The 12,784-nt window shown below is 37.7% G+C and carries 12 protein-coding genes; all 12 read left to right on the top strand.

The annotated features are described in order from the left end of the window. The first annotated feature begins 13 nt into the window (after positions 1–13). The gene (locus STRUR_RS10110; RefSeq protein WP_006738516.1) at positions 14–214 is read left to right on the top strand and encodes a hypothetical protein; all 201 of its coding nucleotides are present in this window, start codon (positions 14–16) and stop codon (positions 212–214) included. A gap of 6 nt (positions 215–220) precedes the next feature. Then, a complete protein-coding gene (locus STRUR_RS10105; protein WP_006738833.1) occupies positions 221–421 on the top strand; it encodes a hypothetical protein in 201 nt (66 codons plus the stop codon). A gap of 15 nt (positions 422–436) precedes the next feature. Next, positions 437–844 (top strand): head-tail connector protein, encoded by a 408-nt coding sequence (locus STRUR_RS10100; protein ID WP_006739628.1) that lies wholly within the window; start codon positions 437–439, stop codon positions 842–844. Further along, a complete protein-coding gene (locus STRUR_RS10095) occupies positions 831–1,172 on the top strand; it encodes a putative minor capsid protein (protein ID WP_006739028.1) in 342 nt (113 codons plus the stop codon). The genes STRUR_RS10100 and STRUR_RS10095 overlap by 14 nt, the downstream gene beginning before the upstream one ends. Continuing rightward, on the top strand, positions 1,172–1,534 hold the full coding sequence (locus tag STRUR_RS10090) for a minor capsid protein (RefSeq protein WP_006739147.1): 363 nt from the start codon (positions 1,172–1,174) through the stop codon (positions 1,532–1,534). Before STRUR_RS10095 ends, STRUR_RS10090 begins: the two co-directional genes overlap by 1 nt. Beyond that, on the top strand, positions 1,531–1,932 hold the full coding sequence (locus STRUR_RS10085; RefSeq protein ID WP_006738546.1) for a minor capsid protein: 402 nt from the start codon (positions 1,531–1,533) through the stop codon (positions 1,930–1,932). Before STRUR_RS10090 ends, STRUR_RS10085 begins: the two co-directional genes overlap by 4 nt. Continuing rightward, positions 1,933–2,394, top strand: a complete 462-nt coding sequence (locus STRUR_RS10080) for a phage tail tube protein (RefSeq protein WP_006740168.1) — start codon at positions 1,933–1,935, stop codon at positions 2,392–2,394. 62 nt (positions 2,395–2,456) lie between these two features. Then, entirely contained in the window at positions 2,457–2,825 is a 369-nt protein-coding gene (locus STRUR_RS10075; RefSeq protein ID WP_006739703.1) for a hypothetical protein, read from the top strand. Between the two features lies 1 nt (position 2,826). Then, positions 2,827–3,426: a Gp15 family bacteriophage protein gene (locus STRUR_RS10070; protein WP_006740224.1), complete on the top strand. Its 600-nt coding sequence runs from the start codon at positions 2,827–2,829 to the stop codon at positions 3,424–3,426. Positions 3,427–3,441: 15 nt separating this feature from the next. Next, positions 3,442–6,819 carry a tape measure protein gene (locus STRUR_RS10065; protein WP_006739602.1) on the top strand — a complete coding sequence of 1,126 codons (3,378 nt, stop codon included), beginning with the start codon at positions 3,442–3,444 and terminating at the stop codon, positions 6,817–6,819. After that, positions 6,816–8,261, top strand: coding sequence for a distal tail protein Dit (locus STRUR_RS10060; RefSeq protein WP_006739373.1), 1,446 nt, complete (start codon positions 6,816–6,818; stop codon positions 8,259–8,261). The genes STRUR_RS10065 and STRUR_RS10060 overlap by 4 nt, the downstream gene beginning before the upstream one ends. Further along, the gene (locus STRUR_RS11405; RefSeq protein WP_006738499.1) at positions 8,261–12,775 is read left to right on the top strand and encodes a gp58-like family protein; all 4,515 of its coding nucleotides are present in this window, start codon (positions 8,261–8,263) and stop codon (positions 12,773–12,775) included. The genes STRUR_RS10060 and STRUR_RS11405 overlap by 1 nt, the downstream gene beginning before the upstream one ends. Positions 12,776–12,784 lie beyond the last annotated feature (9 nt).

Genomic DNA, 12,784 nt, shown 5'->3' with positions numbered 1-12,784 from the left:
GGGAGGCTAAGTAATGGCTAGAAAGAAAACTGAGGAAACCACAGAGGAAGTGGTGGAAAAGCAAGAAGTAACTGAGGAAACCACAGAGGAAGTGGTGGAAACAGTTTCTGTCAAAAAGTCTGTTACCTTGACCAAGGGCGGGGTGTCTTTCACCCTCTCTGACCCTATCATGATTTCAGCCTTTGAAAACCAAGGCTACGAAGTGGAGGAATAATAAAAAATGGCTAAATTCAAAGCAACATCAAACGTTGTCTTTGTCGTTGATGGCAAAGAAACACATTTTGATGAAAATGTTGAGTACGACATGGAAGTAAAGAAAGCTGAGGAACTTAACGCTAAGGGGGCAGTTACACACCCTGAACTCAGCCCATTCTTTGAACGTGTTGACAAGGAAGAAAAAGCAACAAAGGCGGATAAGTAACACCGCCTTTTTTAATTGGAGGTGGTTACTATCGCTTATTTAACCAAAGATGAATTTAAGGATTTTGGCTTTGATGAAGTCAATGACTTTGAAAAACTGCTAAAGAGAGCGGAGGTGTCTATCAACCTCTTTCTTAATGGGTTCTATGATTTTGTAGACTTTGAGAAAGAGATTGAGCACAGAAAGCAAGCGGTCAAATTGGCTGTAGCTTTCCAAGTAGTCTATTTGGACACTAGCGGTATCCTGACGGCTGATGATAAGCAGTCAGTGGCTAGTGTATCGCTTGGGCGTACCTCAGTGAGCTACAAGGACACCTCTAAAACCTCTTTAGAGAGTGCTAGGTATAATTTATCACTTGACGCTTTGAACGCTCTGAAAGGAGCAGGATTTGGCTTTAGAGGGGTAGGTTATGACAGGTATTGATAAGCGACTTTTGGTCGATACTGTGACTATCCAGAAAACCACAGAGGAAAAAGACGCATGGGGAAAAGTAATGTTAGAGAGCCCAGTCACGCTTAGTCCTGTTAGGTTTGATAGGCAGTATCAAGTGCAAGGCACCCAGAACAACCGCAAAGAGGCTAAACCTAGCCTTTTGTTTGTGTATCCTCAATATTGCCCAATAGTCCTAGATAAGTCTTTTGAAAATGCCATTATCAATGACGGACAGACGGAGTACAGAGTGACTACTATTGTCCCTGTCAGTTATCCACATAATGGGAAAATTTTCTGTTATGAGTTGGAGTGTATCTAATGGGAGCAACAGTATCTGTAAAAGTTGACCTTAAAGGTATAGAAAAGAAAGTATCATCACAAGCGCTAGCAAGAGGTAAATTAGCAATCGCTAACCAAATGATACTTGATATGGCGCCATTCACACCTGCCAAAGAAGGAAACCTGAGAGGTAGTGCTCAAGCTAGCGGTGATAGTGTGCGTTATCCTGGACCTTATGCAAGAGCTCAGTTTTACGGCTCTAGCTACAACAAACACAAGAGCTTTACTTTTAAGCGTTATACAACACCTGGAACTGGTAAAAGGTGGGATAAAAAAGCAACCGCTCTACATGTCAAGGATTGGGGTAAAGTCGGACTTAGAGCAATGGGAGTTAAAGCATGAACAATAATGATTTTTCAGAAGTCCTAAGAGATTTCATCAACACACTAGGCCTGCCTCTGATTTGTAGACTTGATTACTTGTCAGAGACTGAAGGCTTAGTTCTTTATCCTTTACCTGGTGGCAAGGTTGAAAAAGAGTATCTAAACGGTAAACAGGATATCAGCTTGTTTTTTGAAGTAGCAATAAAAACTACTGATCATCAAAAAACAAGTGGTATTTTGTGGGCTGTCAATAGTGCTCTTGCTGATTTTAACCTTGAGCTACCTAGTCAAAATAATTCATATCAATTCAGAGGCCTTGAAGTCTCACAGCCATTTCTTAATGACCGTGATGACCAAGGCTTTTATGTTTATATGCTGGACATCACAGCAAAAATTGAAACAGATGGAGGAAATTAAATGCCTAAAATGAAAAACGCCAAGCGCAAACACTATGTAGCGCCTTGGTCAGCAGAAAATCCAACTACTGAGCCATTAACTGATGCTTGGAAATGGCTTGCAGATGGTGTCACAACTGCAGAAGTTGAGAATGACGAAGAAACAGACGACATAGCTTACTACAACGGTGACGGCACACCTGAGACAGTGGTTACATCTGTTAAGTACGGTTACAGCTTTGAGGGTGACTACATCAAAGAAGATGAAGCGCAAAAAATCATTGCTGATATGCGTTTCTTGACTGGAGACCAACGCAAGGTGTGGTTTAAGGTAGTTGACCCCGACGGCATGACTCAATATTCAGGAGTTGCCACAGTGTCTGAAATCAAGATCGGTGGCGGTGAGGCTGCTGAATTTGAAGCCTTTGAATGTACTATCAGCTGGAACACAGTACCTAAACAGTCCGCTGTAGTTGGTGGATAAAGCAACTTAGGGGAGTTATTGCTCCCCTTTTTTATTTTTGATTTTTAGTAGGAGATAAATAAATGGTAGTAATTAAAAAGCGTAGTAATGTAATTCCAGTCGATTTTGGGGAGTTCAAACTTGAATTTCTTGCTAACGATAAAAGCATTAAGAAAATGACGGAAGTTGGTAAAAAATTAGAGTCTGAAGGTGCTAAACTATCAGAAACTGTAAATGATGATGACAATCAAGCATTTGAATCATTGCACGATTTAGTTAAATTATCATGGACTGAGATTTTTGATGAAAATGCATTTGAAAAAGTTTATAAATTCTCAGAAGGTACAACAATTGACTGCATGATTTACTTACTTGAAGCTGTAAATGGGATTATGTCAGAGTGGGAAAAAAATAACAACGGGGATGCGCTTAAAAAATATCTAGGTGACTAATATGCTTGATTTATCAAGGAAATTGACAGATGAGCTAGTCATTGGTGATGATGTGTACAATATGAATATTGCTTTTAACAAGGTTTTGAAAGTTATGGAGCTTATCAATGATGATGAGTTTGATGATATTTATAAACCATATCTAGCTATTCAGATTTTTACTGATGTTGATTTCACAGATGCTTTGAGCCCTGAACAAGCTACGGCTATTTTCAAGCTGATTTTTGAGGAACACATCAGAATAATTCCAGCTAAAGATAGTGCACCAGTATTAGACTTAGCAGGAAATCCAATCAAAAGCAAGATACGCTCTAAAAGTCAATCAGAGGACGGAGAGCGTCTTTTTAGTTTGAAGTATGACGCTGAGTACATCTACTCATCATTCATGCAGGCTTACGGTATTGATTTGATTGACGCACAGAATACGTTGCACTGGAAGAAATTTAATGCCCTACTTAATGGGTTACCTAGCGACACTAAGTTTGCTGAGGTGCTTAAAATACGTTCTTACAAGCCACAGAAAGGCGATAGTAAGAAGTACAAGGAAGGCATGAAACAACTCAAGAAAGAGTATGCACTACCAAATGATTTCGACTACTAGAGAAAGGGGGTATATATGGCAGATGGATCAGTAACAATCAAAGTTGATTTGGACGGTTCTGACGCTCAGTCTGGCGTCAGTAAGTTAAAATCACTTTTTGGACAATTAGAAGGAGCAGGCTCAAAGGTTGGGTCTGTTTTTAAGTCGGTTTTAGGAGCTAATATTATTAGTTCGGCTTTAACAGCTGGCATAAGTACTGTTAATAACGGTATACGTGACATGGCTTCTGAGCTGAATAGTTCTGCCAAAGCATGGAAGACCTTTGAGGGAAACTTGCAGGCTTTTGGGCGCTCTCCTGAGGTAATCAAAGCAGCTAAGACCGAAATGCAAGACTTTGCAACCAAGACGATTTACTCAGCGTCTGATATGGCTAGTACATACGCTCAGTTAGATGCTGTTGGGACCAAGAATGTTGGTAGCTTGGTTAAAGCCTTTGGTGGACTTGCAGCATCAGCAGAAAATCCAGCCCAAGCTATGAAGTCTTTATCTGTGCAAGCTACTCAGATGGCGGCTAAACCAAAGGTTGCTTGGATGGATTTTAAAATAATGATGGAACAAGCCCCTGCTGGTATGGCTGCTGTTGCTAAAGAAATGGGCATGACAACAGCTGAACTAGTTTCAGCAGTAAATGATGGAAAAGTAAAAACTGAAGATTTCTTTGCAGCAATGGAACGTGCAGGTAACTCAGACGCTTTTCAAAAAATGGCTACTGAGTTCAAAACTGTTGATCAGGCAATTGATGGAGCAAAAGAAAGTCTATCAAATAAGTTGATGCCTGCTTTTGATAAAGTAAATGCATTTGGTATTAAAGCAATTAACGCCTTATCTTCTGCAATTGATAAGGTTAATTTTGACAAGTTAGCTAGCGGTCTCGGAACTTTCTTAGATGGTATCAATATAGAATCTGTTATTAACAAGATAGCTAGTACAGTTTCTTCTGCCACATCCAAATTACAACAATTCTTTTCTATTTTTAAAGGGACTGGAGCTGTATCAGCTTTACAGTCAGCGTTAGGAGCTGTTGGCAAAGCGATTAGTCATATTGTTTCATCAATAACTGGCAATAAAGAGCAAATAACAAGTTTCGCTACGGCTGTTGGCGACGCATTTGTTCAGATTTCAGGAAAGATTGAAAGTGTTGCTAACTGGATTTCTAAGATTGATCCTGGAGTTTTTAGAAATTTAGTTGCTGGAGTGTTAGCATTTAATACTGGTTTATTTGCCTTAAAAAAAGGTATCAAAATAGCTACCACCCTAAAATCAGCATTTGATTTTGGTAAAACACTAGTTTCGTTAATAGCGAATATATTCGGCTTGACCGTTGCACAAGCTGCAAATGCTGGAGCAAGTGCAGCAATGAGTGCAGGAAATACAGCTGTTGGAACAACCGCAAGTGCTGCTGCTGTATCAGTAATGAAAATGGGAGCTGGAGTGTTAATGGTTGGAGCTGGTTTTCTTTTGGCTGCGACTGGAGTATATGTGCTCGTTCAAGCAGCTACTCAATTATCTTCAGCTGGGACTGGTGCCCAAATAGCTATGGTTGCTTTTGCTGCAGGAATTGCTTTATTAGCGGCAGGTGCTACTGCTCTAGCTCCTGCTCTGACAGCTGGAGCAGTTGGAATACTAGCTTTTGGTGGTGCTATTTTAATGATAGGAGCAGGTATTGCAATTGCATCTGCAGGAATAGCGTTGCTAGCAACTCAGTTGCCAACTATTGCAACCTATGGACTTAGTGCATCAATTGCTCTTATTTCTCTTTCTGCGGGTTTGCTTTCGGTTGGAGTTGGTGCATTGATGGCAGGAGCTGGATTGTTAATTGCTGGAGTAGGATTGACAGCTTTAGCAGTTGGAGCTGCATTGGCAGGAGCAGCTACCGTGTTATTAGGAGCTGGATTATTAGTTGCATCAGCTGGTGTCGCTGCATTTGGTGTAGCTTTAAACATCTGCGCACCTGCGCTTCAAAAATTAGCAACTGCTGTTTCAACAGTCGTAGAAGCTGTAAGCGGAGCATTTGTTAGTGTATTGAATAGTGTCTCTGGTGTCATCACAAGTATTGGAAATGCTGCACTGAAAGCAGGAACAGGATTTAAGTCTCTTGCTCAAGGTGTTGTTATGATTACCAATACAAGATTTGGTGATATGGCTGCATCTCTTACAGCAGTTGCAGTTGGTTTAGGTAAAATTTCAGCTAGTGGAGCTGGTTTGGCAATAGTTGGCTCAAGCATGACACAATTAGCAACAGGAATGACAATGCTTGCAACAAGTTCAACAATGGCTCTTGCTGGAATGACTGGAATATCATCAGCTATTACTACGTTACAAGCTTCAATCAGTACAATACCTTCTGTTTTAATGTCGGCATCTGCTGGTTTTAGTACATTTTCTTCACAGATTATTGCTAGTGCATCAAGTTTATCTGTTGTTAATGCACCTATCGCAATGTTGAAGATGCAAATTATGACAATTACACCAGCGTTAGCAATGGCATCTGCTGGATTTTTAATGTTCGGAGCACAACTTAGCGTAGTTGCTACAGCGTTTATCAGAGTTGGTTCCATGGCAGATATGACAGCTACACAGATTAATCAAGTGGCGACATCTTGTTTACTTGTATCTAGCGCATTTACTTCAATGCAGAGTGCAGTGCAATCAGCTATGCAGGCTATTTTGAGCACTGTTAGATCAGTCGGCTCTCAGATGCAAGCTGAGGGTACTAGAATTGGTAGACAAACAGCTCAAAATATAGCTAGTGGTATAAATGGTGGCATTGGATCAGCTGCAAGTGCAATGAATGCGTTAATGTCAGCAGTGCACTCTGCTGGAATGAGCGGTGTTGGTGCTATGCGTGGTATTGGTGCAATGATTGGCCAAGGTTTGGCTCAAGGTATGTATTCAGCGCTTGGAGCAGTAACAGCTGCAGCTAATGCACTAGTTGCCCAAGCTGAGAGAGCAGCACAAGCTAAGGCTAAAATTCACTCACCATCACGCTTGTTTAGGGACAATATAGGCCGTTATATCGCTCAAGGTATTGCAGTTGGTATTGAGAAAAATACTTCTGATGTAACAGATAGCCTAGCCTATGTTCAAAAAGAGATGTCATCCTTTAAGTTTGATGTAGAGGACTTAATTGGTTTAGGCAACGGAACATTGTCAAGTCAACTTAAACTTAAATCAAACACTGAGCAATCTATCAAGGCTGATCTTACTGCTAAAAAAGAGAAAAATGACAACTTAATCAATAAAGCTCTGGAAATTGCTAAGAAAGCAGTTGAGAAACCAACACATATTGATGTTAACGGTGAAACTATTGCCACAGCAACGAAAAATGAGACTTACAAAGTTCAAAAAGAAGTTAAAGAAAACATTGGTAGGATTGAGGGATTATTTGCATGAGTGAGTTAACAGTTAAGTTTAATAATGTTGATTTGTCATCATTTTTTAGAGTGGTTGACATTGACAGAGCAGATCAGCATGAAATTGTGGTGACTGTCAAGATGAAAACATCAGGTAGTCGAGAAATGCAACAGAAAAAACGTGAGTTGAGAAAGATTTTAATGTCTGATACTTATCATGAGTTGATTTTTTCTGATGAGCCTGAGTTATTCTATTATGCAAAAGTTATTGATCCTTTTGATGAATCAAATAAAATATCATGGTTTCAAGATGTCGATATTACATTTGTTACTCTTGATGGTTATGCCTACAGTACATCTTATGAAAGTATTCCATCTGAAAAGATAACAACATCAAATAACATTGTTACTGTTGAATTTGACAATCAAGGTTCAGCATTAGCATTACCAATTATTGAATTGACAAACACATCTGAAAATGGATTTGTTGGGGTTGCTGTTGATAACAGCAGCCTTGAAATTGGTAATGTTGAAGAAGTTGACACAGTTCAGGTTCAAAATTCTGAAATGATGGTCAATTTTAAACCATTTAATGCTCAAGGTATGTTATCAACAGGTGCTCAGGGTGTTGGTGTTGCTAATGATAATATGCAATCACAGACAGGAACATTGGGTATTGTTAAAAGGACGAATGGAACTAGTGATGTTGATTGGATTTATTTGTCAAATCCAGGAACAGCAGCAGGATATGGGTTGAATGGTCAATCACTTACATTTTCAGCAAAAGCTGATTTGAATGGTGAGGTAGGAACATTATTTGACACAATTTATTGGAGACAAGTTTTCCATACTGGTATGCTAACTCAACAATCAGCAATCAAGGTGATGGTTTCTGATGCATCAGGCAATTTTCTATATGGTGTTGAGACAATCAAACGTTCAAACTCAAACATCGCAGAGTTCAATTGTATGATTGCAAATCCTAACAACCCAGTTGGATATGATTTTGTAAAGAGAACTACATTTTTAGCTAGTCATATTTTGAAAGAAAATCCATTTATGAATGCAAATGGACACATGGCAATGTATAGAAATGATGATGTCATTACATTTTATGAGAGAGGTTATTCAAATCATCAATCTGATTATTTAAAAGGTAAAAAGAGCGCAAAAGTAAGTGTATTCTTGCTCAAATATGCTAATAAATCACAAGTTACTGATATGTTTGTATCTGATTTTATGTGGCAAAAACATCATGTTCCTGGTATTAGAGATGTTCCAAATAGATATACAAAATTTTCAAAAATCATACTTGATAATGAGATAGGAAAAGTGACAGTTGATGGAATGCCTGAACAAACTGTATTGGGTTCAGAATATATCAAGTTGCCACCTGGTATCTCAACGATGAAATTATATTATTCTAGCTGGTTGACATCATTGCCATCAGTAAACATCAAATACAGAAAGAGGTATAGATAGTGCAGATTACTTTTTATGATAAGAATATGATTGAAACAGCAACTGCTGACAATCAATTGTTAAATGCTATCAAAATTAAAAAGGCATCATTATCATCATATTTTGAAGAGGCAACTCATTATGTTGAGTTTGAATTTTCAAAAGAAACAGGTGAATGGTGGGGGATCAAAGAAAATGGCTATCTTGCATTTAGATTTAGAGGCAAATTTTATAGATTTAATATCGTAAAATTCAAAGAAGATGTCAAAACCAATTCCATCAGCATTTTAGGTGATTATTTCAATCTAGAAATGCTAAATGAGAACTGTTTAGCATATGAAAAACAACCATCAAGGACTATTGTACAGCATTTAGTAGCAATGGAGATTTTGCCATATGCTAACTTTGAAATAGGTGTCAATGAACTAGCAAGCAGCAGCAGAGTTGTTGAATATACAGGTGAAGAGATGAAATACAAAAGACTCATCTCTCTAATCAATAACTTTGATGGTGAGTGTCAATTTGAAATTAGACAAAAAAGAAATGGTGAGTTTGACAAACTAATTCTAAATATCTATAAAGCAAATGATGGTGAAAAAATTCAAGGTGTTGGTAGAAATAGAAGAGATTTAGAACTCAATATTGATAACACTAACAACATTAGCAGATCGGTTGATTCAACAACTATAAGAACAGCTATTGAACCAACAGGAAAAGATGGGTTGAGGTTAGGCAATAGCGGAAAAACCTGGAGAAATAATGATGGTAGAGTTGAATTTGAACAAAAAGATGGCAGAATTTATGCTGTTATTGCTGCCGAAGAAACAACTCGTGTATTATCTAATGACAAATGGTTAGTTTGGAAACAAAATTTTGATACTGATTCATTAGATAAACTTGAGTCTGAGTCATACAAATGGATAAAAAACAATTGTTATGCAAAAGAAACCATTGAGGTTGCAGGGTCTTTTGATGTTGAAATTGGAGATACTGTAATTTTGAATCATAAAGGTGTTGGTAGATATGGGCTTTTGGGAACTTTGCGTGTTGTTAAAATTGTATGGGATTTACTAACTGAGGAAAATGAAGTCTCATTTGCTAATTTCAAACGATTATCATCCAAAATTTCTGCTCAAGGTCTTGCTTTACAAGAAAGTATTGAGACACCTGCAAGTTATGATATTACATTTAATACAACTGCCGGACAAGTTTTTAAAAACAACACTGGGGCATCAATAGTATCATTCAATTTTAAAAAGAATGGATTGGATGCTGCTGTCATTGGTCAAAGATGGTACAATGGCACTCAACTATTATCAAATGGCTTAGAAGTGACAATAAAGCCTGACATGCTGACAGATGGCAAGTTAAATTTGAGGCTTGAGGTTGATGTCACTGATGCAATTACATTTAGCAAAGAGTTAACATTTATCAATGTTAGTGACGGCGAAAAAGGGAATGGCATTGAGTCAGGAAAAGTCACATATGGCAAGACAACATCAATATCAACCCAACCTGTAAATTGGTCAGATAGCAGGCCAGCTGTCGGTCAGGGAGAGGTGCTTTGGTCAAAAACAACACTATCATATACTGATAAAAATGTTCCTGATACTATCGATATAAAGTATACATATCAAGGTAAAGACGGGGCGCTAGACGAAGAACAATATAATGCAATTGTTGCAAAAAATGTCAGTCAAGATGAGCTAATAAGTCAAGTTAAATCAACAGCTGATGCTGCTAAGGATACCGCGAGTGTTGCCTTGTCTAACATAGTTAGTGAGTCTAAAAAATTAACTGATCAGATGTCCGCTTTGTCTAAAACAGAAGGCGAACATTACTCTGCAACATCTCAACAACTAACTCAAATTGATGGAACTGTAAAAGGTCTACAAACTGATTACACTGCATTAGTTAACAAAGATAATGAGATTACTCAGACATTAACTAACTACAAGCAGACTATCGATCAGAATACAGCCCACATTGCAGAAAATAAACAATCTGTCGATGGAACGATCAGCAGTCTACAAACACAAGTTACTCAAAATAAAAATGATATTGCCACAAAAGCAAGTCAGTTAACAGTAAATAACTTATCAGGTCGAATGTCTAGCGCTGAGACGACTATCACGCAGAATGCTAACGAGATTAGTACACGATTATCTCAGACTAATATCGAGTCACTCATTACTAGCAAAGCAACTGTCATTACGGATAACAAAGTCAAAGAGACATCAGATAGTTTTAGTCGTGAGATAACGAGAGTTGAAGGATTAGTTGATGGGATTTTTTCAGGCAATCGTAACCTATTGGTTAATACAAAATCAATGGACAATATACCTTATACATCAGCAAATAAGACTTCAGAGACATACATGGGTGGTTCTGTTGTTTCAGCGTTGGGTCAATCTGGTAGCTACAAAGATGCTTTTAGACAAAAAATGAGCATTGTTCCTGACGAATTAGAGTATATTGTTTCTTTTTACGCAAAATCAACGGCTGTCAGTCATAATGTGACTTGTTATTTTTACGCACCTAACACGACAATAAAATCGGTTTCGTCCCAAGGGGTTGTAAATGATAGACCTACCGGTTCTGATGGGTCCATAAATATCTCATTAACGAATGAGTGGAAACGATATTGGATAAAATGGACTCTCAGAGCTCCAAAAGACGATACGGAAAAAATTCCAAAGGAAGTAATTGTCGGAAGGAATTGGGATAGTGTTAACAGCGTGTCTATCGCTTTACCTGCTTTATACGCTGGCAATCTTAACACAGAGTGGTCTCAAGCTCCCGAAGACCTCAAAGCTGTCACAGATGGATTAACTATCAAATACAACACAGTAAAAGATACAGTAGATAGTCACACTCAACAAATTGGTCAGCAGGGAATATCTTTAACGACTACAATTCAAAGAGTAGACTCTATCCAATCGTCAGTAAGCAGTATTGACGGTAGGTTATCGACAGTCACACAGACTGCTGATGGACTTGTAACAACAGTTCAAAATCTATCTGTTGGTGGAAATAATCTGTTGTTAAATGCTGATTTTGAATTATTAGAAAATAAAACATCTTTTACTGTTGGTGGAGTTACTTATTCACAAGGTCCTAAATATTGGTCGACTTATAATGGTGGAATTCCGAATCCAGTAACATCTTTTCATTCATATAGTGGTTCGTTTGCCGGTCGAAATAATGTTGTAATTTTCAATGAATCTGACGGATCAAGGAATTGGAAAGCAATAAATCAATCAATAGGAAAAACAATAATGTCAGATTTTCCTGATTCAACAGATGATTTTATTCTTTCGTTTGATGCATATGCTGATCTATCCGGTGCTAAATTATTTGGTGGTTTTTATTATGTTAACAAATTGACTGGTACAGCGAATTTCCACGCCGGGCAATTTACAGTCAACTTAATAACTTCTGGATCTTGGAACAGATACTCTGTTAAAGTTCCGTTTAACAAGGATAACTGTGATTTTAGTAAGACATTTTCATTTTTAATCTACGGTTATGGTTTTTCATCAAATGCAATATTAGCGCTTGATAATGTTAAGTTAGAAACAGGAACAATATCATCAGCATTTAGCAAATCTAAAAAAGAACTTGACGATCAAATATCATCAATTCAAACGACAGTTACCCAAACATCCAATAGCTGGGCGGTTAAAAACTTAACATCAAATGGTTCAATCCTTAGTCAAATCAATCTAACCGATGGCACAGTAAAAATTGATGGTAAGTATGTTAAAATCACCGGTCAGACATTAATTGACAACGGTATTATTACTAATGCAATGATTAAGGATTTGACAGCTGATAAAATTATAGGTGGTACCATTGATGCAAATAAAATATCAGTAATTAATTTAAATGCGAGTAACATTACTTCAGGTCAGATTTCTGGAGGTCTTATTAAAGGTGGCGTTTTAACCGCATTAAATGGTGCGATGTCGATTGATTTGAATAATGGTACAACAGAAATGTACAATGATAACCCAGCAATCAGAAGAGTAACTGCTGATTTACCAAATCAATTTATTAAATTCAGTACTGGTACTCAACCCAATGACAACAATTATAGAATTATTGGTTCCGGCACAAAATCAAATTTGACAGCTGCTATTACATCAATTGGCACTAATCGATTGCGAACGGAAAATAATTTAGATGGTGGTTTTACTGGCATCAATATCTACGCTGGTGGAAGTGGAACTGGTGACAGCGTTGTAGACAGAATTGAAATTTCATCAGATATTTTAAAAATTGCGCATTCAGCGAATTCTAGTGATAGAGGCTGGGTATTTGAAAATATTAATGGTTTGAATAACCAGTATGTTTTTAGACCAAATACGACATATCAGGATACGTATAAAGCAATGATTGGAACATCTCTGAATCCTGTTGATGAAATGTACATTAATGAAATGTATATTAAAGGCCAACGTTTGGGTTATATACTAAAAGACATAGCTAATCGAATCGGTAATGTAGGCTCATGGGCAGCAGTTATCTCATAGAAGGAGAAA

Source organism: Streptococcus urinalis 2285-97 (assembly GCF_000188055.2).
GTDB lineage: Bacteria > Bacillota > Bacilli > Lactobacillales > Streptococcaceae > Streptococcus > Streptococcus urinalis.
The sequence above is the reverse complement of the archived record's forward strand: the minus strand, read 5'-3'. Positions and strand labels throughout refer to the sequence as shown.

What these genes read in the sequence shown, in the direction of transcription:
- STRUR_RS10075 (WP_006739703.1), top strand. Translation starts at nt 2,457, where the DNA reads ATGGTAGTAATTAAAAAGCGTAGTAATGTAATTCCAGTCGATTTTGGG.
- STRUR_RS10060 (WP_006739373.1), top strand. Translation starts at nt 6,816, where the DNA reads ATGAGTGAGTTAACAGTTAAGTTTAATAATGTTGATTTGTCATCATTT.
- STRUR_RS10110 (WP_006738516.1), top strand. Translation starts at nt 14, where the DNA reads ATGGCTAGAAAGAAAACTGAGGAAACCACAGAGGAAGTGGTGGAAAAG.
- STRUR_RS10070 (WP_006740224.1), top strand. Translation starts at nt 2,827, where the DNA reads ATGCTTGATTTATCAAGGAAATTGACAGATGAGCTAGTCATTGGTGAT.
- STRUR_RS10090 (WP_006739147.1), top strand. Translation starts at nt 1,172, where the DNA reads ATGGGAGCAACAGTATCTGTAAAAGTTGACCTTAAAGGTATAGAAAAG.
- STRUR_RS10105 (WP_006738833.1), top strand. Translation starts at nt 221, where the DNA reads ATGGCTAAATTCAAAGCAACATCAAACGTTGTCTTTGTCGTTGATGGC.
- STRUR_RS10065 (WP_006739602.1), top strand. Translation starts at nt 3,442, where the DNA reads ATGGCAGATGGATCAGTAACAATCAAAGTTGATTTGGACGGTTCTGAC.
- STRUR_RS10095 (WP_006739028.1), top strand. Translation starts at nt 831, where the DNA reads ATGACAGGTATTGATAAGCGACTTTTGGTCGATACTGTGACTATCCAG.
- STRUR_RS10080 (WP_006740168.1), top strand. Translation starts at nt 1,933, where the DNA reads ATGCCTAAAATGAAAAACGCCAAGCGCAAACACTATGTAGCGCCTTGG.
- STRUR_RS10085 (WP_006738546.1), top strand. Translation starts at nt 1,531, where the DNA reads ATGAACAATAATGATTTTTCAGAAGTCCTAAGAGATTTCATCAACACA.